This is a genomic window from Myceligenerans salitolerans (assembly GCF_017349295.1).
GTDB lineage: Bacteria > Actinomycetota > Actinomycetes > Actinomycetales > Cellulomonadaceae > Myceligenerans > Myceligenerans salitolerans.
The window spans coordinates 191869-216828 of the sequence record NZ_JAFMPK010000027.1 but is presented as its reverse complement, the minus strand read 5'-3'; the positions used below and the strand labels follow the sequence as shown (position 1 = coordinate 216828).

22 protein-coding genes are annotated in these 24960 nt (G+C 72.2%); 14 read left to right on the top strand and 8 right to left on the bottom strand.

Annotation, left to right across the window (positions count from 1 at the left end):
* Positions 1-31: 31 nt before the first annotated feature.
* Entirely contained in the window at positions 32-3625 is a 3594-nt protein-coding gene (locus J0911_RS06320) for a hypothetical protein (protein WP_207274610.1), read from the bottom strand.
* Between the two features lie 286 nt (positions 3626-3911).
* On the opposite strand from J0911_RS06320, the gene J0911_RS06315 reads away from it, so the two are divergent.
* Positions 3912-4646 (top strand): AAA family ATPase, encoded by a 735-nt coding sequence (locus tag J0911_RS06315; RefSeq protein ID WP_207274609.1) that lies wholly within the window; start codon positions 3912-3914, stop codon positions 4644-4646.
* Positions 4647-4654: 8 nt separating this feature from the next.
* Here the strand turns inward: J0911_RS06315 and J0911_RS06310 are convergent, their stop codons facing one another.
* Positions 4655-5710, bottom strand: a complete 1056-nt coding sequence (locus J0911_RS06310; RefSeq protein ID WP_307864945.1) for a pseudouridine synthase — start codon at positions 5708-5710, stop codon at positions 4655-4657.
* A gap of 129 nt (positions 5711-5839) precedes the next feature.
* Here J0911_RS06310 and alr point away from each other — a divergent pair, with 129 nt between their 5' ends.
* From alr to J0911_RS06280, 6 genes are all read left to right on the top strand, one after another.
* Complete coding sequence (gene alr / locus J0911_RS06305) at positions 5840-7147, top strand: alanine racemase (RefSeq protein WP_307864944.1); 1308 nt, start codon at positions 5840-5842, stop codon at positions 7145-7147.
* An 11-nt stretch (positions 7148-7158) separates the two neighbouring features.
* The gene (tsaE, locus tag J0911_RS06300) at positions 7159-7731 is read left to right on the top strand and encodes a tRNA (adenosine(37)-N6)-threonylcarbamoyltransferase complex ATPase subunit type 1 TsaE (protein ID WP_207274608.1); all 573 of its coding nucleotides are present in this window, start codon (positions 7159-7161) and stop codon (positions 7729-7731) included.
* A 132-nt stretch (positions 7732-7863) separates the two neighbouring features.
* A complete protein-coding gene (locus tag J0911_RS06295) occupies positions 7864-9147 on the top strand; it encodes a cellulase family glycosylhydrolase (protein ID WP_207274607.1) in 1284 nt (427 codons plus the stop codon).
* Between the two features lie 46 nt (positions 9148-9193).
* A complete protein-coding gene (gene tsaB, locus J0911_RS06290; protein WP_207274606.1) occupies positions 9194-9931 on the top strand; it encodes a tRNA (adenosine(37)-N6)-threonylcarbamoyltransferase complex dimerization subunit type 1 TsaB in 738 nt (245 codons plus the stop codon).
* A 19-nt stretch (positions 9932-9950) separates the two neighbouring features.
* The gene (gene rimI, locus J0911_RS06285) at positions 9951-10481 is read left to right on the top strand and encodes a ribosomal protein S18-alanine N-acetyltransferase (RefSeq protein ID WP_207274605.1); all 531 of its coding nucleotides are present in this window, start codon (positions 9951-9953) and stop codon (positions 10479-10481) included.
* Between the two features lie 128 nt (positions 10482-10609).
* Complete coding sequence (locus J0911_RS06280) at positions 10610-11485, top strand: sulfurtransferase (protein WP_207274604.1); 876 nt, start codon at positions 10610-10612, stop codon at positions 11483-11485.
* Between the two features lie 24 nt (positions 11486-11509).
* Here J0911_RS06280 and tsaD read toward each other — a convergent pair whose 3' ends face one another.
* Positions 11510-12562 carry a tRNA (adenosine(37)-N6)-threonylcarbamoyltransferase complex transferase subunit TsaD gene (gene tsaD, locus J0911_RS06275; protein ID WP_207274603.1) on the bottom strand — a complete coding sequence of 351 codons (1053 nt, stop codon included), beginning with the start codon at positions 12560-12562 and terminating at the stop codon, positions 11510-11512.
* A 122-nt stretch (positions 12563-12684) separates the two neighbouring features.
* Here tsaD and J0911_RS06270 point away from each other — a divergent pair, with 122 nt between their 5' ends.
* A complete protein-coding gene (locus J0911_RS06270; protein ID WP_207274602.1) occupies positions 12685-13305 on the top strand; it encodes a malonic semialdehyde reductase in 621 nt (206 codons plus the stop codon).
* A gap of 36 nt (positions 13306-13341) precedes the next feature.
* On the opposite strand, the gene J0911_RS06265 is transcribed toward J0911_RS06270, so the two are convergent.
* Positions 13342-14505, bottom strand: coding sequence for a glutamate--cysteine ligase (locus J0911_RS06265; RefSeq protein WP_207274601.1), 1164 nt, complete (start codon positions 14503-14505; stop codon positions 13342-13344).
* Positions 14502-15836, bottom strand: coding sequence for a class I SAM-dependent methyltransferase (locus J0911_RS06260; protein ID WP_207274600.1), 1335 nt, complete (start codon positions 15834-15836; stop codon positions 14502-14504). Before J0911_RS06260 ends, J0911_RS06265 begins: the two co-directional genes overlap by 4 nt.
* A gap of 331 nt (positions 15837-16167) precedes the next feature.
* Between J0911_RS06260 and groES the strand changes: the two genes are divergently transcribed.
* Entirely contained in the window at positions 16168-16464 is a 297-nt protein-coding gene (gene groES / locus J0911_RS06255) for a co-chaperone GroES (RefSeq protein ID WP_123815680.1), read from the top strand.
* A gap of 258 nt (positions 16465-16722) precedes the next feature.
* On the opposite strand, the gene J0911_RS06250 is transcribed toward groES, so the two are convergent.
* The gene (locus J0911_RS06250) at positions 16723-17010 is read right to left on the bottom strand and encodes a WhiB family transcriptional regulator (protein WP_192860911.1); all 288 of its coding nucleotides are present in this window, start codon (positions 17008-17010) and stop codon (positions 16723-16725) included.
* 191 nt (positions 17011-17201) lie between these two features.
* Here J0911_RS06250 and J0911_RS06245 point away from each other — a divergent pair, with 191 nt between their 5' ends.
* Both J0911_RS06245 and guaB read left to right on the top strand, forming a co-directional pair.
* On the top strand, positions 17202-18416 hold the full coding sequence (locus J0911_RS06245; RefSeq protein WP_207274599.1) for a MerR family transcriptional regulator: 1215 nt from the start codon (positions 17202-17204) through the stop codon (positions 18414-18416).
* A gap of 116 nt (positions 18417-18532) precedes the next feature.
* Positions 18533-20050 carry an IMP dehydrogenase gene (gene guaB / locus J0911_RS06240; protein WP_207274598.1) on the top strand — a complete coding sequence of 506 codons (1518 nt, stop codon included), beginning with the start codon at positions 18533-18535 and terminating at the stop codon, positions 20048-20050.
* A gap of 27 nt (positions 20051-20077) precedes the next feature.
* Here guaB and J0911_RS06235 read toward each other — a convergent pair whose 3' ends face one another.
* Both J0911_RS06235 and J0911_RS06230 read right to left on the bottom strand, forming a co-directional pair.
* Complete coding sequence (locus J0911_RS06235; protein ID WP_207274597.1) at positions 20078-20533, bottom strand: GNAT family acetyltransferase; 456 nt, start codon at positions 20531-20533, stop codon at positions 20078-20080.
* Between the two features lie 148 nt (positions 20534-20681).
* Positions 20682-21404 carry an exonuclease domain-containing protein gene (locus J0911_RS06230; RefSeq protein WP_207274596.1) on the bottom strand — a complete coding sequence of 241 codons (723 nt, stop codon included), beginning with the start codon at positions 21402-21404 and terminating at the stop codon, positions 20682-20684.
* A 235-nt stretch (positions 21405-21639) separates the two neighbouring features.
* Between J0911_RS06230 and J0911_RS06225 the strand changes: the two genes are divergently transcribed.
* The 3 genes from J0911_RS06225 (at position 21640) to J0911_RS06215 (ending at position 24953) form a co-directional block, all read left to right on the top strand.
* The gene (locus J0911_RS06225) at positions 21640-22764 is read left to right on the top strand and encodes a GuaB3 family IMP dehydrogenase-related protein (RefSeq protein ID WP_207274595.1); all 1125 of its coding nucleotides are present in this window, start codon (positions 21640-21642) and stop codon (positions 22762-22764) included.
* Positions 22765-22983: 219 nt separating this feature from the next.
* On the top strand, positions 22984-23631 hold the full coding sequence (locus J0911_RS06220) for an ArsR/SmtB family transcription factor (protein WP_207274594.1): 648 nt from the start codon (positions 22984-22986) through the stop codon (positions 23629-23631).
* On the top strand, positions 23628-24953 hold the full coding sequence (locus J0911_RS06215; protein WP_207274593.1) for an MFS transporter: 1326 nt from the start codon (positions 23628-23630) through the stop codon (positions 24951-24953). The genes J0911_RS06220 and J0911_RS06215 overlap by 4 nt, the downstream gene beginning before the upstream one ends.
* Positions 24954-24960: the final 7 nt, after the last annotated feature.

Sequence of the window (24960 nt, the reverse complement as noted above, 5' to 3'; positions counted from 1 at the left end):
GACCCGGGTCCCGCGGCGCGCCGGTGCGGCGTCAGCCGGTGGCCACGGCGAGCCAGCTCAGCACCGGTGCCTCCGTGCCGCCGTCGTCGGCGACGCGGAACGTCACGACGGTCTCCTCGGAGAGCGTGAAGCTGCCCGTCAGCACTTCGGTGCGACCGCTGCTGCCGTTCGGGAACGCCACCGATCCCAGCGGCACGGAGTGTGCCGCGCCGTCGGATCCGGTCCACGAGACCGAGGTCGCCATGCGGCGCGACCGCCCGTTGCCCGGGTTCCACCATTCGGTGTGCCCGGACGACACCGTGTACTCGCCGGCCGGGAGGCTGAGCCGGTAGTCGAGCGGCTGTGCCGTGCCCGAGGTGTAGTAGCCGGTCTCGCGCGTCTTGTCGTAGGGGTTGGTGCCGAGCGGACCCTTGCCGGAGTAGGGCGCGGCCCGGCCCCAGCCGGCGTCGTCGGACCACAGGGCGTCGGGGGTGTCGTTGCGGAGCCCTTCGCCGTGCGCGTCGGCGAAGGCCCGGACGGCGGGGTACGTCGCGCCACCACCGACTGCCGGTGCGTTGGCGTCGATGAAGTAGGCGAGCCCGTCGGGCACCACTTCGACGATCGTCGAGACCCGCAGGGACGGGTCGTTCGTGAACGTGCCGTCGACGCGGACCATCGAGTACGGCTCGTCGAACGCGCCGGCGGGAAGGAACCAGTCGACGGCGGCGTCGATCGTCGTCCCGGCCTCCGACGTCGCCGCCAGCGTCGCGGGGAGATCGGGTGCCTGTCCGACGGCTGCCGCCGCGCGGGAGATCTGCTCGACCGGTGCGACGGGGCGGTCCTCCGGCGCGACCTTGCGGACCTTGGCCCCGCCCGCCAGGACGTCGACGCCGTCGAGCGTGAACGTCCCGCTGACCACCCGGACGGTGACGGTGTGCCGCTTCTGCTGCAGGCCGCGCAGCCAGTACGAGGTCTCCCGCGTGCCGGAGGCGCCCACCCGCTCCGTGCGTGGTGCACGCCCGTCGATCTCGACCTCGACCGTCGCCGCGTCCGTGGCACCGAACAGGTTCAGGCCGGTGCCGGTGAAGTCGAGCTCGACCGACTGGCCCGCCGTGAGCACGTGGAGGGTGCGGTTGAAGTGGGTGAAGCTCGACTGCGCGAAGCGCGCGCCGTCGGGATAGGACACGCGCGCGTCGGAGTCGTCGAGTTTCTCGGACTTCCACGCCTGGCCCTTGATCGGTGTGATCGCGAGCTTGTCGTACTGCGTGTTGTAGAAGCCGCTGACGAGCGAGACGCGGCCCGCCAGCACCGGGTTGGCCGCCGGGTCGACCCACTGCTTCAGCAGTTCACCGTCGAGCCTCGCGGTGATGACGTTCTCGCGGGCCTCGACGGACAGCGTGTGCCATGCCTCGGCGTCGAATCCGTCGACCGTGCCCGACGCGACCACGGTGTCGAGCTTGCGCAGTTCCCACCGGCCGTCCGCGTGGACGCGCGTGGCGTACGTGGCCTGGTCGCCGCCGCGCGCGTACACCTGCCGCACACCCAGCCCCGCGAAGTTCGGCAGGCTCGCGTCGCGCACGACGTCGTCCAGCCGGAAGTCGATCGTCGCGGTGTAGTCGGCCCACCGGTGGTCGCCGAGCACCGTCGACGGCGCGGCGGACTGCAGGACGTCCTGCCGGCCGTCGCCCCAGACGTTCCACGTGAAGCCGCGGTTCTCGGCGTGGATCTGCTGCCGCAGGACGTTGCCGCGCCTGCGTTCGCCCGTTTCGACGACCTCGAACGCCCCGTCCTGGTCGGCGGTGTACCGCGGCATCCCGCCACGGCGTTCCACGTACGACATCCGCTCCCCGCCGACGACGGTCTTCCGGTAGTCGTCGTACTCGAAGTCGTCGCGGTACGGCAGCCCGAGGATCTCGTCCTCCGCCTCGGACGCGTAGTCGCCCGGCGTGTACTCCCGTGTGGTGCCGTCGACCCCGCGCGGCAGCGTGGACAGGGTCAGGATCGAGTACGGCTCGACCTTCACGCGGTAGACGTCGTGCTCGGTCCCGTCGATGGTCTCGGTGCGCACGGGCGCGTAGTGGCCGATGTTCTGGAAGTAGTCGGCGTCGTACCTCTCGCCGGCCTCCGGGCCCGTCGTCTCCCACGCGTGGAGCGGCCGGCCGCTCCGGCCGAGGTCCGCGACCTTGACCTCGAAGTACCGCGCGGTCGCCGTGTTGTTGGCGTGCACCTGCGTCAGCTCGGGCTCGCCGGCCTCGCCCTCCGGCGAGCGCAGCGTCATGACCGTGCGCGTCGAGGTGTCGACGTTGGTGCCGCCGTCGCCCTTGGTCCCGTCGCCGCCGGTCGCGCCCTCGACGTACTCCCAGCCGTGCTCCGCGAACTGGTGGAAGTGGCGCACCGTGGAGATGCCGATGTCGCCCTCCCAGTAGCCCGACCAGGGGTCCGACGCGCGGATCAGGTGCTTGGGCGAGTACTGCTGGCCCTCGTACATCGCGCTGACGGCGGGCTGGAACAGGAAGGTGGTCATGTGCGCCGGGTGGTCGCCCGCCCCGCTCCACCGGTAGGCGTTGATGAAGCGGTCGGCGATGTCGGCGGCGCCGACCGTGCCGCCGATCCCGCCGCGCTCGGGCTCCGCGTTCACGCGGTACTGCGGGTCGATCATCGGCGCGACGGCCTCGGAGTACAGGATCGGCTTGCCGAACTCCTTGTTGAGCCGCGTGACGTTGGGCCCGCCCTCGATGTCGTAGTGGTAGCCGAGCGCGTCGACCTGCTCGAGCGCCTCGGGGTCGGCGAGGATCTTGCCGGCGATCCGGTCGCCCTCGCGGTAGGAGTCGAGGGCGACGATCTTGATCGTCGAGTAGTCGAAGCGCGCGTCGTCCGCGAGTGCGTCGCGTTCGAGCCACTTCGCGAACTGGACGGTCCAGTCGAGCTCGGCGTCCTGGTAGGTGTCGCGGCGTACCTCGTTCTGCGACGGGCTCACCCAGTCGAGCTCGACGCCGTAGGTGTCGTACGCGGCGTCGATCGTCTCCTTGTACCACTGGTAGCGCTTGGTCCAGTCGTTGCCCGTCCACGACGGCTCGGCCCAGCGCAGGATCTCGGTCTCGATGTCGGGGTTGATCGACAGCGCGTCGGCGATGAAGTGGAAGCCCGCACCGCGCAGCACGTTGGCCGGCTCGTCCGCGCTCCGCTTGGTCGCCGGTTCCGCGCCCGACGACGTGTTGGAGTCGGCGCCCAGCTCGACCTTGATGTGGGCCAGGCCCGCGCCGTCGACCGGGTCGAAGAGCAGGCGCATGATGGACCAGTAGGCGTCCGGGTTCTCCTCCTTGTAGTCGAGGAGCAGCTTGCCGGTGTTGTTGCACGACACCGAGCCGAATCCGCCGAACACGTTGTAGGGCGTGCCGTCCGCGCGGCGCTCGACGTCGTCGCCGTCGACGACGAGTTCGCGCCAGTCGATGGACGGGTCGTCGAGGTCGAGGGCGGGGCCGATGTCGCCGCCGTGGCCGTTGCCGACGGCCGTGACGGCCGACGGCGTCACGGTGGTCGCGTTCTGCGTGGCGGCGGCCGAGGGGGACAGGAGGCCGCCCGCGGCGAGGGTGAGGACTGCGACCGCGGCGGCAGGTGCGCCCCCGCGGCGAGAGGGTCGTGACATGAGTGCTCTCCGTCGTCATTGACTGGTCTGGCGCGGAGAGCGACGATCATCGATGATCGTTCCTGATCGAGTTCCGGGGATCGTGCTGCTCTCCCGATCAGAAAATAGGCAGACGTGACTGTTCCGGTCAACACTGTGATCGATAGTGATCATTTTCGTCACGACCGGTGGGAAGCCGAAGACCGCGAGAATGTCCACCGACGCGTCCGGCAAGGTGGCGGCGGGGGAGATCCTCGTCGCCGGCAGCAGTCTTGACCACGGCGAGCGGAGTCACGGACGCTGAACCGTGCTGATCGAACGCATCGACATCGACCCCCGCACCGCCGACGCCACCGGCTGGCCCTACACCGTCCCCGCCGTGCGGCAGATCATCGAGACGGGACTGGAGCTGACCAGTCCGCTGACGTTCCTGGTCGGGGAGAACGGCTCGGGCAAGTCCACCCTCGTGGAGGCGATCGCCGCCGCATGGGGCATCAACCCGCGTGGCGGACGCGGCAAGGCGGACCGCCGGCCCGAACCGGGCACCCTCGCGGCCGACATCGACTTCGACCTCACCCCCACGGGCCGCCGCTTCCGCACGCCCAGGAACCGCTCCCAGTCATTCTTCCTGCGCGCCGAGGCCGCACTCGACCTACTGGAGTTCGTCTCCTCGTTCAACCTCATCGTCCCCGGCTACCCGCAGGAAGACCTGCGCGCCCTCTCCCACGGCGAGGGTTATCTCGCCGTGTTCCGCGAGATCTTCTCCCGTCCCGGCCTCTACCTGCTCGACGAGCCCGAAGCCGCACTCTCCTTCACCGCCGGTCTCCAGCTCGTCGCCGGGCTGCGCGCCGCCACCGACTCCGGAGCGCAAGTCATCTGCGCCACCCACTCCCCGGTCGTCGCCGCCACTCCTGGCGCACAGATCCTCGAACTCGACGACGCCGGCATCCACCCCACCACCTGGCACGACCTCGACCTCGTCAACCACTGGCGCACCTACCTCGACAACCCCGACGTCTACCACCGCCACCTCCTGGACTGACACGGCGATCATCGCCCCACGCGACCGCCCGGCAGCGACCCGTCGATGTCGAGGGAGCGACGAGACCCGAAGCGGCGAGGAGCTCCGCTCAGCGGGTCGCGGAACTCCACCGACCTCGCCAGGAGCTGGAGAGGCCGCGCGAAGTCGTCCGGGACGTCCTCGCGGAGCACCGGCCAGAACGGGTCGTGCAGGATCGGGACGCCGAGCGACGCCAGGTGCAGGCGCAGCTGGTGCGTCTTCCCGGTGTGCGGCTCCAGCCGGTACAGACCCAGGCCGCGCGCCTCGTCGCGGGCGACGAGGGTGATCCGCGACTCCGCGTTCGGCTCGCCCGGGACCTCCTGCGCGGGCGCCGTCCCGCGACGCTTCACGATGCGCGAGCGCACCGTGACCGCCCGCCCGTCCGCGAGCCGGCCGATCAGGTCCGTGGCGGACCACGGCGAGCCGTGGCCCGGGGTGACCGCGCGCTCGTGGCCGGCCGCGCCACGACCGTCGTCGTCCACGGACGTCGAGGCGTGTCCCGGCAGCGGTGCCACCGCCTCGTAGACCTTCCGCACCCTCCGCTCCTGGAAGAGCGTCTGGTACGCGCCACGTACCTCTCGACGGACCGTCAGCACGAGCACCCCGGCCGTGGGCCGGTCGAGGCGGTGCGCGGGACTGAGCTCGGGGAGGTCGAGCGCTGCCCGCAGACGCACCAGCACGGTGTTCCGGATCCAGCGCCCACGCGGCATCGTGGCGAGGAAGTGCGGTTTGTCGACGACGAGCAGGTCGTCGTCGCGGTGCAGGATCTCCGGCTCGAAGGGGATCTCCGGCTCGTCCGACGGCGGGTCGCGGTACAGGAAGAGGAATCCGCGCGGCTCGTAGGGCGTTTCCGGCGTGATCGGCGTCCCCCGCCCGGTGACCACCTCCCCGGCGGCGACCTTCTCCCGTAGGCGGGTGGCGTCACCGGGGAACCGCTCGAGGAGCCACGAGTACGCCGTCGGACAGCGGGCGACGGTCGCCTCGTCGTGCGGCAGCACGAGCCGGGTCGGATTCAGCCCGTCGCGCACGGGCAGAGGTGGGAGCACGCCTCACGCTAACGCGCCGTGGCAAGCCGGTCCCGCCCTGCCGTCGCACGGCCGCTCCCGCCGCGGACGACGGCCCGGCCGGCGCCCGGTGTGGTCGCGACTCGCGCCGCGAGTGGGAGAATCGCTGCTGTGAGCACCACCCCTCCCCTCGGCGTCCTGCCCGGGTTCGATCCCGAGTACCCCGCGCGCGCCGTCGTCGACCTGACCGCCATCCGCGACAACGTCGTGGCGCTGCGCCGCGCCGCCCCGGCTGCCGCGCTCATGGCCGTGGTGAAGGGCGACGCCTACGGGCACGGGCTGCTGCCCGTGGCACGCGCGGCGCTCGCGGGCGGTGCGACCTGGCTCGGGGCGGCGCAGGTCGGCGAGGCGCTGCGGCTGCGGCAGGGCGGCGTCACGCCTGCGGACGCACGCATCCTCACCTGGCTCTACGCTCCGGGCGCTCCGCTGGAGGAGGTGCTGCTCGCGGACATCGACCTCGGCGTGGCGGCGCCCTGGGGGATGGACGCGGCGGCCGACGCCGCGCGCTCCGCCGGGCGTCCCGCGCGCGTGCACCTGAAGGTGGACACGGGGCTCGGACGCAACGGCATCACCCTGGACGACCTTCCCGGCGTGCTGCGTCGCGCCGCCGAACTGCGCGGCCTGGTCGAGGTCACCGGCGTCATGTCGCACTTCGCCTGTGCCGACGAGCCCGGCCATCCCAGCATCGATGCGCAGGCGAAGGCGTTCGAGGACACGGTGTCCGCCGTCGAACGCGCGGGGTTCACGCCCGAGGTGCGGCATCTGGCCAACTCCGCCGCGACCCTCACCCGGCCCGACACGGCCTGGGACCTCGTGCGCACCGGCATCGCGATGTACGGTCTGACGCCCGTGCCGCAGAGCAGCGTCCCCAGCACCTACGGGCTGCGGCCCGCGATGACCGTCGAGGCGCGGCTCGCGACGGTGAAACGCGTCCCGGCCGGCAGCGGAGTCTCCTACGGGCTGCACTACACGACCTCGCAGGACACCGTCCTCGGCGTGATCCCGCTCGGGTACGCCGACGGGATCCCGCGCCACGCCAGCGGTGGGGCCCTCGGGCCGGGCGGTCCCGTCCTGGTCGGCGGCGGTGTCGGCGACGTGTCGTCCCCCGAGGCGGGGCCCGGCTCCGCCCGTGTCGTACGGGTGGCGGGCAGGGTGTGCATGGACCAGGTCATGGTCGACCTCGGCCCGTACGCGACCGAACAGGCGGGTGACATCGTCACGCTGTTCGGCCAGGCCGACGGCGTCGAGCACGCCGGCGCGCCCAGCGCTGAGGACTGGGCACAGGCCGCCGGAACCATCAGCTACGAGATCGTCACCCGCGTCGCCGCCCGGATGCCGCGGGTGTACACCGGAACACAGGAAGTCGGGGCGGACGCCGCGGGCCTCAGCGCGCTCACCGCCCGGGGAGCGTGGTCATGAGCGGTGGGCCGATGAACGGAACGACACAGGACGAGGGCGTGGCTGCCGCGGTCAGGGAGGCGATCCGGGCCGTCGGGACGGGCGCCGGGCCGGTCACCCTGGAACTGCCCGACGCCGGGGCGACACGCGCGTTCGGCGCGCAGCTCGCCGGGCTGGTGCGGGCCGGGGACCTGGTGATCCTCACCGGGGACCTCGGTGCGGGCAAGACGACCCTCACACAGGGGCTGGGGAGCGGTCTGCACGTGCGCGGCCAGGTCGCGTCGCCCACGTTCATCATCGCTCGTGAGCACCCGCCGCTGCCGCGAGAGGACGGCACGCGGGGTCCCGCTCTCGTGCACGTGGACGCCTACCGGCTCGGCGGCCTGGACGAGCTCGACGCGCTGGACCTCGACTCGTCGCTGGACGAGTCCGTGACCGTCGTCGAGTGGGGCCGCGGGCTCGCGGAGGCGCTGACCGAGGACCGGCTGGAGATCGACCTGGTCCGTCCCCGCGGCGGCGAACCGGACCCGGACGACCCCGATTCCGGCGTGCGCCGCGCGACGATCCGCGCGGTCGGCGAGCGCTGGGCCCGCCTGCCGCTCTGAGAGGCGGCCGCAGGCCTTCCGTGTGGCAATCCCTCATGTGCAGCGGGCCACCTGCCTTGCTAGCGTCCGACGACCGGCAGGCAGCGCAGTCGTGCCCCGTTCCGGCTCCGGACACGAACCGAGGTGGTTTCCATGGTCATCCGTCGCAGCTCGATACTCGTCGCGGTCGCAGCCGCCGTGACGCTGGCGCTGGGGACGGCCGTCGTCCCCGGCCTGGTGGTCCCGGCGTTCGCGGTGAACTGCTCCGCACCCGCCTGGGCGGAAGGCACGAGCTACGGCGCCGGCGACCAGGTCACCTACGAGGGCAGCGGCTACACCGCGACGACGACCCACACGGCGTACCCCGGCACGGGCTGGGACCCGGCGTCCACACCGGCGCTCTGGACACACGACGGCACGTGCGACGGCGGACCCGAGCCGGAGCCGACCGACGAACCCACCGGCGACCCGACGCCCGACCCGACACCGACCGAACCCGAACCGGACCCCGGTACCCCCGTCGCGGCCAACGGCCAGCTCCATGTGTGCGGCGTCAACCTGTGCAACGAGGACGGCACGCGGATCCAGCTGCGCGGCATGAGCACGCACGGCACCCAGTGGTACTCCCAGTGCGTGAACGACGAGTCGCTCGACACGCTCGCGTACGACTGGAACGCCGACGTCGTGCGGATCTCGACCTACGTGCAGGAGGGCGGCTACGAGACCGACCCGGAGCGGTTCACCGACCTGGTGCACCGGTACATCGACATGCTGACCGCGCGCGGCATGTACGCGATCGTCGACTGGCACATGCTCGAGCCGGGCGACCCGCACGTGAACCTGGAGCGTGCCAAGACGTTCTTCACCGCCGTCGCCGAACGGCACAGCGGCAAGAACAACATCATCTACGAGGTGGCCAACGAGCCCCACGGCGTGTCGTGGCAGACCATCAAGAGCTACCACGAGGAGATCGTCCCGGTGATCCGCGCGCAGGACCCGGACGCCGTCGTGCTGCTGGGAACCCGTGGCTGGTCCTCGCTGGGCGAGTCCGAGGGATCGGACGAGTCCGAGGTCGTGAACGACCCTGTCGACGCCTCGAACGTCATGTACACGTTCCACTTCTACGCCGCCACGCACCGCGACGACTACCTGGGCACGCTGTCCCGCGCCGCCGACCGGATCCCGATGTTCATCACCGAGTTCGGGACCCAGAACTCCGCCGGCGAAGGGGCCAACGACTTCGCCATGGCGCAGCGCTACCTCGACCTGGCGGCGTCGAAGAAGATCAGCTGGGTGAACTGGAACTTCTCCGACGACCATCGCTCCGGAGCGGTCCTCACCCCCGGAAGCTGCGCCGCCGGGACGTACGGGACCGGCAACCTCAAGGAAGCCGGCCTCTGGATCCGCGACCGCATCCGCACGCCGGACGGCTTCTAAGGGCCGGGCACGACGGCGCGGCCGCCGCCGAACTACGCTGGGGTCCGTGCCCGTCCTCGCCATCGACACCTCCGCCGCCGTCACCGTCGCTCTCGTGAGCGAGAACGGCGGACGGCTCGCCGCCCGTTCCTCCGACGAACGCCGCCGGCACGCCGAGTCCCTCGCGCCGCTGATCACCCAGGTGCTGGACCACGCGGGCATCGAGCGGACCGCGCTGACCGCCGTCGTCGCGGGGACCGGGCCCGCGCCGTTCACCGGGCTGCGGGTCGGGCTCGTCACCGCACGGACCCTGGCGCTCGCGCTCGGTGTCCCGGTGCTCGGCGTGCCGAGCATCGACGCGCTCGCGGCACAGGCGGTGAGCGATCTGGGGCTGGACCCCGGCGACGAGGTGCTCGTCGCCTCGGATGCCCGCCGCAAGGAGGTCTACTGGGCGCGGTACCGCGTCGTCGCGCACGAGGGGCCGCACGGCGTGCCGGTGGTCGAGACGGTCGCGGGGCCCGACGTCGGCCGTCCGGCGGCGGTCGCGGCCGCGCAGTTCGGCGCACCGGGATCGCCCTCGGGACCGGGTGCCCCCCGCACCGTCGTCGTCGGCGAGGGGGCCGCCCTGTATGCCGACGCGCTGCCGCTCGACGAGGACGCCCCGATCCTTCCCGACGCGACCGTGCTCGCGCGCCTCGCACTCGCGCGCCGTGGCGCGGGCGCCGACCTGCCCACCGAACCGCTGTACCTGCGCCGCCCCGATGTGCAGGAACCCGCCGCGCGAAAATCTCCCGCACTGGGATAGCCCCGCTTAGGCTGGTGATATGCCCGAGTTCCATTGTCGTCCGTTGCGCAGCTCCGACTTCGACCGCGTGCTGTGGCTGGAGCGCGATCTGTTCGGGTCCGGTGCCTGGACCTACGGAATGCTCGCCGACGAGCTCGCTGCGCTCGGCCGCTGGTACATCGTCGCTACCGTGGACGAGCCCGGCACGATCGGTCCGGACCCCGTGGTCGGGTACGCCGGGCTCTGGTTCGACGGTGACGACGCGCAGATCATGACCATCGGCGTGGCCAAGGACTACCAGCGCTGCGGCGTCGGCAGGCTGCTGCTGGAGGCGCTGATCGCACACGCCAGGAAGCTGAAGGCGCAGGCCGTGCTGCTGGAGGTGCGGATCGACAACGAGCCGGCCCTTGCCATGTACCGCCGCTCCGGTTTCGAGGTGCTCGCCGTGCGCAAGCGCTACTACCAGCCCGAGGACAAGGACGCCTACACGATGCGCCTGGACCTGCGGGCCGGGTCGCGCACGGCGAGCGAGGACGGGGACGCCGCCACGGACGACGGCGACGCCGCCTGACCGTCCGTCGCCGTCGTCCGTGGCGGCGCGGCCGCCCGTGACGGTCGACACGTCTTGGCAGCGACCGCGGGCCGTGGGATCGTGTCAGGCGTTGGTTCGTGGCCGGCGGTGAGGAAGGAAATCGGGACGTGAGGGAACGGGTGCTGGTTGACGCCACTCGGCTGGCGGCGGATCTTCAGGTCACGGGCGGGAGGCACGTGGACCCCGAGGCGGGGACACCCGTCCTGCTGGACGTGCGGTGGGCACTCGGGATGACCGACGGTGCCGAGCGGTATCGCGCCGGGCATCTTCCCGCAGCGGTGTACGTGGATCTGGAGGCCGAGCTGGCCGCACCCGGTTCGCCGGCCGCCGGGCGGCATCCGTTGCCGTCGGCCGCCGCGTTCCAGGAGGCCGCCCGCCGGTGGGGCGTACGGCAGGGCTCCCGCGTCGTCGTGTACGACGGCGTCGGCGGCACCTCCGCGGCCCGCGCCTGGTGGCTGCTGCGCTACTTCGGGCTCGACGACGTCCGCATCCTCGACGGCGGGATCGACGCCTGGGTCGCGGCCGGCCACGCGCTCGAGGTCGGCGGCGTGGCCGCCACGCCCGGGGACTTCGTCGCGCGCCCCGGCGGGATGCCCGTGCTCGACGCCGACGACGCCGCCGACCTGGCGAACGGTGCCGGTGTGCTCCTGGACGCGCGCGCCGGGGAGCGGTACCGGGGCGAGGTGGAGCCGGTGGACCCGCAGGCGGGGCACATCCCGGGCGCGGTGTCGGCGCCGACCACGGAGAACCTCGGGGAGGACGGCGAGTTCCTCTCGACCGCGGAACTTCGCACCCGGTTCGCCGGGCTCGGCGTCCGCGCGACGGAACCGGTGGGCGTGTACTGCGGCTCCGGAGTCACGGCTGCCCACCAGGTCGCGGCGCTGGCGGCGGCAGGAAAGCAGGCCGCACTCTATCCGGGCTCCTGGTCCCAGTGGTCCCACGACCCCGCCCGCGAGGTCGCGACGGGGAGTGCACGCCGTTGACGTGGCCGCTCCGGCGCCCGACCGTCAGACCGTGATCGTCTCCAGCGGCATCGACGAGTCCACCGGGATGTCGAGCGCGCTGGGGGCGACGCCCGCGCGGACCACCGCGGACCCCAGAGCGGCGATCATCGCCCCGTTGTCCGTGCAGTAGCGGATCGGTGGGATCCGTAGGTCGATCCCGGCCTCGGCGCATCGCTTCGCGGCCATCTCCCGAAGCTGCGAGTTCGCGGAGAAACCGCCGCCGATGACGAGCGTGTCGACGTCGTGCCGCCGGCAGGCCGCGATGGTCTTCGCCGTGAGCACGTCGGCCACCGCTTCGGCGAACGACGCGCACACGTCCTCGACCGGGATGGCCTGCCCGGCGTCGGTGCGGGCCTCGACCCAGCGTGCGACCGCGGTCTTGAGGCCGGAGAAGCTGAAGTCGTGCGCGTGGCGTTCCTGGTCCTTGCGCGCCGTGAGCCCGCGCGGGAAGCGGATCGCCGTCGGGTCACCCTCCCGGGCCAGCCGGTCGACGTGGGGGCCGCCGGGGTAGGGGAGGCCGAGCAGCCGGCCCACCTTGTCGAAGGCCTCGCCGGCCGCGTCGTCGAGCGTGGAGCCGAGTTCCGTGACATCGGTGGCGACGTCGTCCACGAGCAGCAGGGAGGAATGCCCGCCCGAGACCACCAGCGCCATCACCCGGTCGGGGAACGCGCCGTCGACGAGCTGGTCCACGCACGCGTGGCCGATGACGTGGTTCACTCCGTACAGCGGTTTGCCGAGGCCGATCGACAGCGCCTTCGCCGCGGAGGTCCCGACCGTCAGCGGGCCCACCAGACCGGGCCCCGCGGTGACGGCGATGGCGTCGACCTCGGTGAGGTCGACGTCGGCCTCAGCGAGCGCGCGCTCGATCGTGGGGATCATCGCTTCGAGGTGGGCGCGGCTCGCGACCTCGGGGATGATCCCGCCGAAGCGCGCGTGCTCCTCCATCGAGGAGGCGACGGCGTCGAACAGCAGGTCGTTGCCGCGGACGAGGGCCACGCCGGTCTCGTCGCAGGACGACTCGATGCCGAGGACGAGGGGGTCGCCGGAAGAGGTCATGGGGCAAGGCTAGTCCGCGGGTCTGCTTCCCGGCGCCGGGGCGGAGGTTCTGACACGCTGGTGTGCGCGGGATCACGATTGAAAATTGAACTATCTGCGCCCGCGACGGTGTTGCGCCGGACATGACCGAGACACTCGAGGCCGCCGCACCGCTCGCCATCGACGACGCCGCCGCCGACCGCCTGTTCCGCACCGCGCGCTCCGTCACGGAGTGGACCGACGCCGAGGTGACCGACGCCCACCTCCGAGCCGCCTGGGACCTGGCGAAGTTCGGGCCGACGGCGATGAACACGCTGCCGCTGCGCTTCGTGGTCGTCCGCTCGGACGAGGCGAAGGCGCGGTTGCTCGCGCATCTGCCCGACGGCAACCGGCCGAAGGTCGAGTCCGCTCCCGCGACCCTCGTCCTCGCGCACGACCCGGAGTTCCACGAGCACCTGCCGCGCCTCTTCCCGGTCTACCCGGGCATCAAGGAGCAGCTCGCCCCCGCCCCCGACGTGCGCGACGGCATGGCACGCACCAACGCCCTCATCCAGGCCGGCTACCTGATCGTCGCCCTGCGCTCCGTCGGTCTGTCCGTGCGTCCGATGAACGGGATGGACTTCGACGGGGTCGACGCCGAGTTCTTCGCCGACAGCGGCTACAAGTCGTTCATGATGATCGCCGCGGGCGTGACCGCGGGCGAGGGCACCGGGCACCCCCGCCTGCCCCGCCTGACCCTGGACGAGGTCGCCCAGGCGCTCTGAGCCGGAGCGCCCGGGCCCTCACCACGGCCGGCCCGGTCAGGTCCGGTTCGGGAAGTGCGGGAGGGGACGCCCGGTCTCCATCTCGGCCAGCATCGCGCGGACCACGGCGTCCAGATCGCCCCCGGAGGCATCGGCCACGGCGCGCTGGCGCTGGTAGGACGAGCCGGTGCGGGCGATGTCGGCGACGGCGGCGAGGTGCTCGGCGCATCCCAGGCGCTCCGCTGTCGGCTCCAGCTCGACCAGGACCTTCGCGATGGCGTCGGAGACCGGGAGCTGGTCCCCGTCGGCCGAGGTGATGATCGTCGCGTCCATGCCGTACCGCGCCGCCCGCCACTTGTTCTCCTTGGCGAACCACGGCGGCAGGACCGGTAGCTCCCGGCCGTGATCGAGCTCGGTGGACAGATGTTCCACCAGGCAGTGCGTCAGTGCGCCCAGGGCCATCGCCTCGGTGACGTTCGTGGGGCCGTCGCAGATGCGAACCTCGATGGTCCCGTACGCCGGTGACGGACGGACGTCCCAGTGGATCTCGTTGAACTCCTGGGCCACCCCCACACGGCGCATGTCCTGCGCGTACGACTCCACCTCGTGCCACTGGGTGAACGGGTGCGGCAGCCCTGCCGTCGGGATCTGCTGGAACAGCATGGCCCGCGTGGAGGCGTAGCCGGTGTCGACACCGCCCCAGTAGGGTGACGAGGCGGACAGGGCCTGCAGATGCGGCGCGTACGTGACCACGCCCTGCACGAGGGCGAGGACCTTGTCGCGGTGCTCCACCCCGACGTGGACGTGCAGCCCCCACGTGACGAGCTGCCGCACGAACACCTGGATGCGGTCCACGAGCCGGGCGTAGCGCTCCTTGTCCGTGACGAGCTGGTCCTCCCAGCGCGCGAGCGGGTGCATGGCGCCGCCGATCACCGCGGCGCCGTGCCGGCCGGCCGAGATCGCCACGCGGTCGAGGAGCTCGTCGAGTTCGGCGCCCACCGCGCCGACGTCGTCGCACACTCCCGTGGCGATCTCCACCGTGTTCCGCATCAGCTCCGCCTTGACGCGCGGGTCGGCGCCCTCGGGCGACAGGTCCTCGATCACCTGCGGTGCGACCTGCGCCATCGCACCGGAACCGACGTCGACCAGCCCGATCTCCCACTCGAGGCCGATGCTGGACCGCCGTGACGTGCCGAACGGCACGGGCGCGGGGCCGGTCATGTCCCGCTCCGCAGCGGTTCGACCAGCAGGACCGTCTGGGTGCCGGCGACGCGCGTGAGCACGATGGTCGCCGCCTCCGTCCCGGTCAGCACGAGCTGCTTGCGCAGCTGTTCGGGCACCACGGCGGTGCCCCGCTTCTTGATCGTGAGCTGCCCGACGTTCCGTTCGCGCAGGTATCCCTTGAGGCGCTTGAGCCCGAACGGGAGCGTGTCCAGCACCCGGTACCCGGTGGCGATCGGAGCGGGACCCGCCAGGTCGAGCGCCGGCTCGCCGGCGGGACCAGCGCCACCGGGCGGGGCGCCGGGTGGCGCGACCCGGTCCGGGGAGGGTGCCGGCGCGGGGGAGTCCGTCGTGATGTAGGCGATCGTCGGGTCGACCAGCCGGCCGTTCAGCTCGACGGCGGCATGGGCGACGAGACCGGCCCGGATGACGGCGCCGTCGGGCTCGTAGAGGTACTGGCCGACCTCGCCGGTGGGTGCCTCGAGGGCCACACCGTCCGGGTGGTCCGACGCGCGCAGCACGCGGGTGCGGGTGTGTTCCTTGCCGTCGCGGTCGACGGTGGTGCGCACCACGAGCGCGCTGCGGCCGGGCCCCCCGGCGGCGAGCGGGCCGAACCACAGCCCGGCCTCGACGACGTCGTTGTCGACGGAGACCCACTGCGCCTCGGCGTCGTGGGGCAGGCCCTCGTGCGGAATGCCCGGACCCACCTTGACACCCAGGGCGGGTACGGCGTCGCGCAGGGCGAACACCCTGTCCAGCGCCGGCTCGTAGCCACGCGGGTCGAAGACGCGGCGGCTGCCGCCCGGCCCGCGCGTGCGGCGAGCCGGGTCGGCGTAGACGCCGTCGGCGCGTTCGGCCCCGAGGTCGAGGGCGAGACCGTCGGCATGACGAGCTTCGGCCTCGGGGAACTGCCGGAGGTTCCAGGCGGCGATCCGCGCCGTGACCTCGTCGATGTCCGTGGCCAGGACACGGAGCCCGGCTCCGGCGAATGCCATGGCGTCGGCGCCGATGCCGCTCGTCAGGTCCGCGACATGTGTGACGCCCGCGTCGGTGAACCGATCGGCGTGCAGGGACGCCACGCGCAGACGGGTGGCCTGTTCGAGGCCGTCGGCGGTGAACAACATCTGCCCGGCGAGCTCGCCGAACTTGGTCCGTGCCCTGCTGCGCAGGCGGGACTGGGTGAGAGCGGCCGCCGCGAGGTCGGGTGCGACACCTTGCTCACGGAGTTTCGTGGAGGTGCGCATGGCGGATCGCTCGTCGTAGGGCGGGAGTGCACCAAGCAGCGCCCGGCCATCGGGGCTGAGAAGTTTGCTCAGAATCGCCGCATCCATGGGCAGATCTTTCCACGTATCGCCTGTTCATGGCGAGAGTCTGGCGAAGAATTTTCTCTATTGCGCATTTTCCACTGCTTCTTCACGGGATACACCGGCCCCTCCCTCCTGTCCGGGCGCGCATCGCCGATCTAGCACTCGCCTTGACCGAGTGCTAGCCCCGACCTAGATTTGGGGGTGTCATCGCCGCACGGCTCACGGGTCGGCGCGGCGGTGCCACGAGATGTTCCGTGCCCGCCGGCACCCGCGACGACGGCGGCCCGCCGAACACTCGAGCAAACCCGTCAACGTAGCTGATCTTTGATCTGCTCGCAGAAAGAGGAGGTCCGACGTGTCGGTCCCCATCAAGCCGCTCGAGGACCGGATCGTCGTCAAGGCCCTCGAGGCTGAGACCACGACCGCTTCCGGCCTGGTCATCCCGGACACCGCCAAGGAGAAGCCCCAGGAGGGCGAGGTCCTGGCGGTGGGCCCGGGCCGCGTCTCCGACAACGGCAACCGCGTGCCGGTGGACGTCGCCGTGGGCGACAAGGTCCTGTACTCGAAGTACGGCGGCACCGAGGTGAAGTACGCGGGTGAGGACTACCTGGTCCTCTCCTCGCGCGACATCCTCGCCGTGGTCGCGGGCTGAACAACCCCGCCGCGACACGAAGGGCCCCGCACACCTGGTGTGCGGGGCCCTTCGTGATGCGGGGAACGTGCCGGCGACCGCGTCGCCCGCCGGCACGTTCCCTCCCCCTGATGATCGGCCGCTCCCCTGCGGCCGGGAGCGGTACGGCTGCCGTGACGGATCGCAACGGCAACCGCCCGCTCGGGACGTGCGCGGGCGGCGACGCGACGGTGGTGCCGCCGCTGCCCCGCAACGAGACGCGTCAGGCAACGAGACGCGTCAGGCAGAGTGTGTCTTGCCCGCGAGGATGGCGGACCGTTCGTCCTCGCTCAGACCTCCCCACACCCCGTACGGCTCACGCACGCGCAGCGATTGCTCGCGGCACTGCATCATCACCGGGCACGACCGGCAGATGGCCTTGGCTGCTTCGGCTCGACGTCGGCGCGTGGACCCGCGCTCTCCCTCCGGGTGGAAGAACAGCGTGTCGTCCGCGTCGCGGCATGCCCCCTGGTACTGCCACTCCCACAGCTCCATCACCGGGCCGGGAAGTCTCGAGATCTCCGTCATGGCGAACAACCTACAAGTTGTGCAGAACTTGTTCAAGGGGCGTTTTTGCGCCAGCGCTAACGATTCGATTCACGACGAACCGCGCCATGGCTGGCAAGGTTTGACCGAGATCGCCCTGAAACATGCGGAGATAAGCGGCACACCGGGCGGATCGGTGGCGAACGTTTGCCGGGCTCGGCAGAATCAGGTCCATGACATCGACGCGGCCTGCTCAGAGTCAGGGCGGGCCCCGCCCGTCGAGCCCCGGGCTGGCCGTCGCAGCGGTGGCCAAACGCCTCGGGGTCGCACCCGCGACCCTGCGCACCTGGGACCGTCGCTACGGGCTGGGCCCGTCAGGTCGCACGGCGGGCTCACACCGCCGGTACACGCCCGATGACGTGGCAAGACTCCTGGTCATGCGGCGTCTCACCCTGGAGGGGCACGCGCCGGGCGACGCGGCTCGCGCCGCGATCGAGGCGAGCGAGGACGAACTCGCCACCGTCCAGTCGGACGAGTCGGCGCAGCTCGCCCGGCGGGACGGCGGGGCGCCGCCGGATCCCGACGAGGACGGCGGTGGTCCCGACGAGGAACCGGAGCGGGACGTCACGGACGGCGTGGACGGGGACGAGCCGTCCTCGCGCGGAGCCGGGGCGAGCCCTCACACGGCCGGGCGTGCCGAGCAGGAGGGATCTCGCCGTGGCCATCTGCGCGCCCTGCCCGGCGGCGGCGGAACGCAGCGCGACGCGGGGCGGTCCCGCGCGATGGGCGGCACCTCGTGGTCGAGCAGGGTCTCGGCCCTGGTGGACGCCGCGATCAAGTACAGCCGTACCGCGTGTGACGCGCTTCTGCGACTCAGCCCCGAGGACGACCCGTCCGTGTGGTGGACGGAACTCGTCGAGCCGGCGTTCGACCAGGTCGCGGTGCGCACCGTGCTCGCCGGCCCGGGCGAGGTGCCGGAGATGGTGCTCGCCGCGGCGGCGCTGGCCAGCCTCCGCGACTACACCGAGGAGTTCGAGCGAGAGGTCGTGGAGGCCGGCGGGCCGCCCGCCAACCATCCGAGCCGGATGCGCAAGATCGTGCTCGTGTTCGCCGCCCCGGACGAACTGGTGCCGCTTCCCGCGCACGCCCTGGCGGCGTCGCTCGCGGCGAAGGGGACGATGGCCCGGATCGTGACCGGCCCCGCGAGCACCCACCGGTCGGTGGAACTGGTGACGATGGTCCGGCCGGCCGCCGTCGTCCTCGCGACCACGCAGACACGGCCGGCGCTCGACGTCGTGCACGCGGTGCACGAGGCGTACCCGGACCTGCCGCTCCTCGTCGGGATGCGGGCGGACGCCGCCGCCGTCGACGTGCCCTTCGGCCCCACCGTTCAGCGGGTCCGCTCGTTCAACGGCCTGCTGCACGAGGTGCTCGCCGTCCTCAAGTGACCAGTGGGCGCGAACGCGCAGGCAGGGCGCGGTACGGCGAGCGGGGTGACGGAGGCGACGTCCCCCGGATCACCGGCCACGGAATATCCCGGGGGCCCGCCACGTAGACTCGTGACATGGAGCCCACCGCACCCCAAGCGCACGACCCGTTCGGTTTCCTCGGCCTCACGTACGACGACGTGTTGCTGCTTCCCGGCCATTCCGACCTGGCCCCGTCGGACATCGACACCACGTCCCGCCTGACGCGGGAGATCTCCCTTCGCGTGCCGCTGGTCTCGGCGGCGATGGACACCGTCACCGAATCGCGCATGGCGATCGCGATGGCGCGGCAGGGCGGCATCGGGGTGCTGCACCGCAACCTGTCCATCGAGGACCAGGCTCTCCAGGTCGACATGGTGAAGCGGACGCAGACCGGCATCATCTCCAATCCGGTCACCATCGGTCCGGACGCGACGCTCGAGGAACTCGACCAGCTCGCGGGGGAGTACCGGATCTCCGGCTTCCCCGTGGTGGACGCCGGCAACCGGCTCATCGGCATCGTCACGAACCGTGACCTCCGGTTCACGCCGGTCGCGGAGTGGGGCACGACCAAGGTGAACGAGGTCATGACCTCCAGCGGCCTGATCACCGGGCCCGAGGGCATCACGCGCGAGGACGCCACGGCGCTGCTGCGGCAGAACAAGGTGGAGCGCCTGCCGCTGGTGGACGGCGACGGCCGGCTCACCGGTCTCATCACCGTGAAGGACTTCGTGAAGTCCGAGCAGTTCCCCCGTGCGTCGAAGGACGGTCAGGGCCGCCTGCTCGTGGGTGCCGCGATCGGGTACTTCGGCGACGCGTGGACGCGTGCCACCACGCTGATCGATGCCGGTGTGGACGTGCTGGTGGCGGACACCGCGCACGGGAACGTCCGGATGCTGCTCGACATGGCCAAGCGGCTCAAGGCGGATCCCGCCACGAAGGGCGTGCAGGTCATCGGCGGCAACGTGGCGACGCGGGAGGGCGCCCGGTCGTTCGTGGAGGCCGGGGCCGACGCGGTGAAGGTCGGCGTGGGGCCCGGCTCGATCTGCACCACCCGGGTCGTCACCGGTGTGGGCGTGCCGCAGGTCACCGCCGTGTACGAGGCGTCGCTGGCCGCCCGCGAGGCGGGTGTGCCCGTCATCGCCGACGGCGGGATGCGGCACTCCGGCGAGATCGGCAAGGCGATCGTGGCCGGGGCGGAGGCCGTGATGCTCGGCTCGATGCTGGCCGGCACCGAGGAGGCTCCGGGCGAGACGATCCTCGTCAACGGCAAGCAGTTCAAGTCGTACCGCGGCATGGGGTCCATGGGGGCGATGTCCTCGCGCGGAAGGAAGTCCTACTCGAAGGACCGGTACTTCCAGGCCGAGGTCACCAGTGACGACATGATCGTGCCGGAGGGCATCGAGGGGCGCGTGCCGTACAAGGGCACCCTCGCCACCGTGGCGCACCAGCTCGTCGGGGGCCTGCACCAGACGATGTTCTACACCGGCGCGCGCACCGTGCCGGAGCTGCAGGCCAAGGGCCGGTTCGTGCGGATCACGTCGGCCTCCCTGCAGGAGAGCCACCCGCACGACGTGCAGATGACGGTGGAAGCGCCCAACTACGCGGGTCGCTGAGACCGGCCGGCACCGCCGCCGGCCGGGTCAGAACCAGCGGCCGAGGACCGTGGTCTCCTGGTCGGCGTAGCCGAGCCTCTCGTAGAAGCCGACGACGGCGGAGTTCGTGCCGCGCACCATGAGCTGGACCTTCCGTGCACCCGCCGCGCGGAGCCAGTCCTCGCCGGCGGCCACGGCCGCCCGGCCCAGGCCGTCGCCCTGGCGGTCCGGCGCGACCGCGACGTAGTACAGCCATCCGCGATGGCCGTCGAGCCCGGCCATGACGGAGGCGACGACGCGCGCCGCCCTCCGGTCGCCGGTCGCGGGCCCGTCGTCGCGCGTCACCAGGATCGTCGACGTCGGGCCGCTCCGCGCGTCGGCGACATCGACGCGCGGGTCGTTCCAGGGGCGCGTCAGACCGCAGGTGTGCCACAGCGCGACGACGCCCTCGACGTCGTCGTCCGTGATCTCGGTGAACTGCGCTGCAACATCGGTCCGGCTCATGCGCCGGATCGTACGCGCGGCGGACGAGCGGCGGGGCGGGTGCTCGCCGGGCGAGCGGCGTGCGGACACGCCCGTGACGGAGGCTCGGCGGTGCGGGCGGCGATCGCGGTGGTGGTCCGCACCTGGCCGGGCAACGGGTCCCCGTCCGTCAGCTCGCGGCCTGGACCGGCCAGACGCGCGACGCGTCCGGGCCGTCCATGCCCTGCTCCGCGCGCCAGGAGTTGAACCCGTCCGCCCAGGCGGCGTGGGCTCCGGCCTGGGACTGGTGCAGGTCGACGAGGTGCGTCTCGTCGAGCTCCGGATAACGGGCCACCAGGGCCGCCAGGAGGTCGAGGGTGGCCAGGACGTCCACCTCGGCGGTGTGCAGTTCGCCGTCGGACGTGATGCCGTACACCTCCGACAGGTCTCCGAGCCGGCGCTTCCCGGGCCGGAACCGGTCCTTCCAGCGATCGAGGACGAGCGGGTCGATGACCGGGCCCACGGAGTGCCCGAGCCGTTCGGGCAGTGTCGGCAGGCCGTGTCGCACGAGCTCGTGGTCGAGCAGGGACAGGTCGAACGCGGCGTTGTACGCGACGACGGGGACGCCCCGGGCCAGATGCGCGGCCAGTTCGGCGGCGACCTCCTCCAGGGCCTCGGCCGGCTGCCGGCCGTGCTCCCGGGCGTGTTCGGTCGTGATGCCGTGGATCGCGGACGCCTCCTCGGGGATCTCGACGCCCGGGTCGATGAGCCAGGTGCGCACGTCCGTGCTCACCCCGGGCACGCGATGCACGAGGGCGGCGGTGACGACACGGTCACCCGTCACGTCGACACCGGTGGTCTCCGTGTCGAAACCGAGCAGCGGCCGGCGGATCCAGCCAGGTCCGATGTCCATGGTGCGCTCCCTCCACTCGTGCGTTCCAGGTCCATCACGAACCATGCCACTGGTGACTGACACCGCCGCCGAACGACGCGCAGACGGCGGGCACCGGACGCCGGGAACGTTCGATCCCGCCGCACTCGGCCGCCACGCCGGAACCCGGAGAAGTGTTGCATATCGCACTGCCGCGTCCCTGCCACATGACGGTTGCGGGGGGCCTGGCGCCGACGCGGTTGAGTAGGCTGCCGGAGTGAGCAACGAGATCGAGATCGGACGCGGCAAGCGAGGGCGGCGCGCGTTCTCCTTCGACGACGTCGCCGTGGTGCCCTCCCGCCGTACGCGCGACCCGGAGGACGTGTCCGTCGGCTGGCAGATCGACGCATACCATTTCGACCTGCCCATCGTGGCCGCTCCGATGGACTCGGTGATGAGCCCCGACTCCGCGGTCGCCCTGGGCGAGCGCGGCGGTCTCGGCGTGCTCGACCTCGAGGGCCTGTGGACCCGCTACGAGGAGCCCGAGGCGCTCCTGGCGGAGATCGCGACGCTTCCGGCGGAGCGCGCCACCGCGCGGATGCAGGAGATCTACGCCGAGCCGATCAAGCCGGACCTCATCACCGAGCGCCTGCGGGAGATCCGCCGTGCCGGTGTCACCGTGGCGGGCGCGCTGTCCCCGCAGCGCACGCAGGAGTACTCCAAGACCGTGGTCGACGCCGGGGTCGACCTGTTCGTCATCCGCGGGACCACGGTGTCGGCCGAGCACGTGTCGGGCAACGCCGAGCCGCTCAACCTCAAGCGGTTCATCTACGAGCTGGACGTGCCCGTCGTCGTCGGCGGCGCGTCCACCTACACCGCGGCCCTGCACCTCATGCGTACCGGCGCGGCCGGTGTGCTGGTCGGGTTCGGCGGCGGCGCCGCCCACACCACCCGCGTCTCGCTCGGGATCCACGCGCCCATGGCCACCGCGGTGGCCGACGTCGCCGCCGCGCGCCGGGACTACCTCGACGAGTCCGGAGGGCGGTACGTCCACGTCATCGCCGACGGCGGCGTGGGCCACTCGGGCGACATCGTCAAGGCGGTCGCCTGCGGGGCGGACGCCGTCATGCTGGGCGCGGCGCTCGCCCGCTCCAGCGACGCACCGGGCCGCGGGTGGCACTGGGGCCCGGAGGCGCACCACGCGCAGCTGCCGCGCGGCGAGCGGGTCGAGGTCGGGACGGTGGGCACGCTGGAGGAGATCCTGTTCGGCCCCGGCCGCCAGGCCGACGGCACCCTGAACCTGGTCGGCGCCCTGCGCCGTGCGATGGCGACCACCGGCTACAGCGACCTCAAGGAGTTCCAGCGGGTCGAGGTCGTCGTCTCGCCGTACCAGCCTCGCTGATCCATCCGGCCCGTGAGAGGGCCGGCCGAGGGGGCACGCCTGCCGGGGCGTGCCCCCTTCGTCGTGCGCCCGTCCCCGTACGTCCCCGTCTGCCACCTGCTGTGACGGGTGGTGCGGTCTGCCACCTGCTGTGACGGGCGGTGCCGCCGGTCGGCGGACGCCTGTCCGCGACGTACACAACTATTGTGCAAACTATCTGTGCACAGTTACTGTGCACGTATGGCACGCACCGAACCGCATCCCGCGCCGGACCCCGGCCCCGGCGAGACCACGCATCTGCACCTGACCGCCGAAGCCGTCAAGGTGCTCGCGCATCCCCTCCGTTCCCGGCTGCTGACCGCGCTGCGCCGCGGTGGGCCCGCGACCGCGACCGACCTGGCCGGGCGGCTGCGGTCCAACACGGGGGCGACCAGCTACCACCTGCGCCGGCTGGAATCCGTGGGTCTCGTCGAGGACACCGGCGAGGGCGCGGGCAAGAGGCGCCTGTGGCGCGCGTCGACCGGGAGCCACGGCTGGACCAGGTCGGAGCTCGCCGACGACGAGGACGCCGCCACCGCGATCGGCTGGCTCGTGCGCGACTACCACCGGTTGTTCGACGCGGAGTACGGCCACTGGCTCGACGTCTCGGACGCGTGGCCCCGTGCGTGGCAGGACGCCGCGGGGTCGAGCGACGCCTGGGTCGAGGTGACCCCGGAGCGCCTCGTCGAGCTCAACGAGGAGATCGAGGAGCTCGTGCGCCGCTACCGTCACGCGGACCCGGGGGATCCGCGCGCCCGCCGTATCCACCTGTGGAACTTCGCGTACCCCATGGACGCCGACGACGTGCCCGGCCTCGACGACGGCGCGGATCCCGGGGACCGGCCATGACCCCGGCGGCGGCCCGCCGGGTGCTGCTCACCCTCGGCGTCACCCGTTGGTTCCCGGTAGGGCTCGTCGTCGGGGTCACGACCCTGCTGCCGATCGAACGCGGGCTCGGCGTCGCCGACACGTTGACCACCGCCGCCCTCGGTGGCCTCGTCGTCTTCGCGCTCGAGCTGCCCACCAGCGGGTTCGCGGACGCCTTCGGGCGCCGTCCGGTCTACCTCGCGGCAGCGGTGGCGCAGATCGCCGCGGCGGTCCTGTTCGTGACGGCGCAGACGTTCTGGGGGTTCCTCGTCGCGGCGGCGGCCTTCGGGGTGTTCCGCGCGCTCGACTCCGGCCCGCTGGAGGCCTGGTACGTCGACACCGTCCACCGCACCACCCCGGGAGCGGACGTCGACCGGACCCTGGCTGCCGCGGGCACCGTCCTCGGCGGGTCGATCGCCGCGGGCGCGCTCGCCGGCGGCGGGCTGATCTGGTGGCACCCGGTGACCGCGTGGAACGCGCTGACGCTCCCGTACGTGACGTACGCCGCGCTGGCCTGCCTGCATCTGGCCGCCGTGGCGGTCCTGATGCGGGAGCCCCGTGCCGCCGCCGTGACCGCGCCACGGGGTGCCCCGCGCGTGCGGGCTTCCCTCCGCGTCGTGCTCGACGGCGTCCGGGACGCCCCCGGCGTCGTCCGGGAGGGTCTGGGACTGCTCGGCACGAACCGCGTCCTGCTCGGTCTCGTGCTCGTCGAGGTGTTCTGGTCGTTCGCCATGGTGGTGTTCGAGACCTTCCAGCCGATCCGGCTCGCCGAGCTGCTCGGGAGCGAGGAGGCCGCCGGTGCCGTGAACGGTCCCGTCACGGCCGTGGGCTGGGCGGTCTTCGCCTGTGGTGCGGCGCTGGCCGGGATGGTCTCGGGACGGCTGGGCGTGGTCCGTACCGCCGTCCTCCTGCGGGTGCTCAACGGGGCCGGTGCCGTGGCGATGGGCCTCGTGGCAGGGCCGGTGGCGCTGGTCGCCGCCTACCTGGTGACGTACGGCCTGCACGGCGGTGCCGGGCCGATGCACGCCGCGCTCCTGCATCGCGAGGCGGAGGCGCGCAATCGCGCCACCGTCCTCTCCATGAACTCGATGGTCGCGTTCGGCGCGTTCTCCCTCGGGGCGCTCGTCCTGGGGCGTCTGGCCGACGCGGCGACGACCCAGACGGCCATGGTGATCGGCGGAGCGGTGAGCGTGCTGGGGGCGCTCTGCTACCTGCCCTCCCTCCGTCGGGAGAGGCGTCTCGGGGCCGCCGGCCCTCGGCGCGCGGCCCACGGCGTGTCGCGGGGTCAGGCGTCCGGCGGGTGAATTCCTG

Coding starts and splice junctions, on each gene's coding strand:
- J0911_RS06320 (WP_207274610.1), bottom strand. CDS start 3,625: ATGTCACGACCCTCTCGCCGCGGGGGCGCACCTGCCGCCGCGGTCGCA.
- tsaE (WP_207274608.1), top strand. CDS start 7,159: ATGAACGGAACGACACAGGACGAGGGCGTGGCTGCCGCGGTCAGGGAG.
- J0911_RS06295 (WP_207274607.1), top strand. CDS start 7,864: ATGGTCATCCGTCGCAGCTCGATACTCGTCGCGGTCGCAGCCGCCGTG.
- rimI (WP_207274605.1), top strand. CDS start 9,951: ATGCCCGAGTTCCATTGTCGTCCGTTGCGCAGCTCCGACTTCGACCGC.
- tsaD (WP_207274603.1), bottom strand. CDS start 12,562: ATGACCTCTTCCGGCGACCCCCTCGTCCTCGGCATCGAGTCGTCCTGC.
- J0911_RS06270 (WP_207274602.1), top strand. CDS start 12,685: ATGACCGAGACACTCGAGGCCGCCGCACCGCTCGCCATCGACGACGCC.
- J0911_RS06265 (WP_207274601.1), bottom strand. CDS start 14,505: ATGACCGGCCCCGCGCCCGTGCCGTTCGGCACGTCACGGCGGTCCAGC.
- J0911_RS06260 (WP_207274600.1), bottom strand. CDS start 15,836: ATGGATGCGGCGATTCTGAGCAAACTTCTCAGCCCCGATGGCCGGGCG.
- J0911_RS06250 (WP_192860911.1), bottom strand. CDS start 17,010: ATGACGGAGATCTCGAGACTTCCCGGCCCGGTGATGGAGCTGTGGGAG.
- J0911_RS06245 (WP_207274599.1), top strand. CDS start 17,202: ATGACATCGACGCGGCCTGCTCAGAGTCAGGGCGGGCCCCGCCCGTCG.
- guaB (WP_207274598.1), top strand. CDS start 18,533: ATGGAGCCCACCGCACCCCAAGCGCACGACCCGTTCGGTTTCCTCGGC.
- J0911_RS06235 (WP_207274597.1), bottom strand. CDS start 20,533: ATGAGCCGGACCGATGTTGCAGCGCAGTTCACCGAGATCACGGACGAC.
- J0911_RS06230 (WP_207274596.1), bottom strand. CDS start 21,404: ATGGACATCGGACCTGGCTGGATCCGCCGGCCGCTGCTCGGTTTCGAC.
- J0911_RS06220 (WP_207274594.1), top strand. CDS start 22,984: ATGGCACGCACCGAACCGCATCCCGCGCCGGACCCCGGCCCCGGCGAG.
- J0911_RS06215 (WP_207274593.1), top strand. CDS start 23,628: ATGACCCCGGCGGCGGCCCGCCGGGTGCTGCTCACCCTCGGCGTCACC.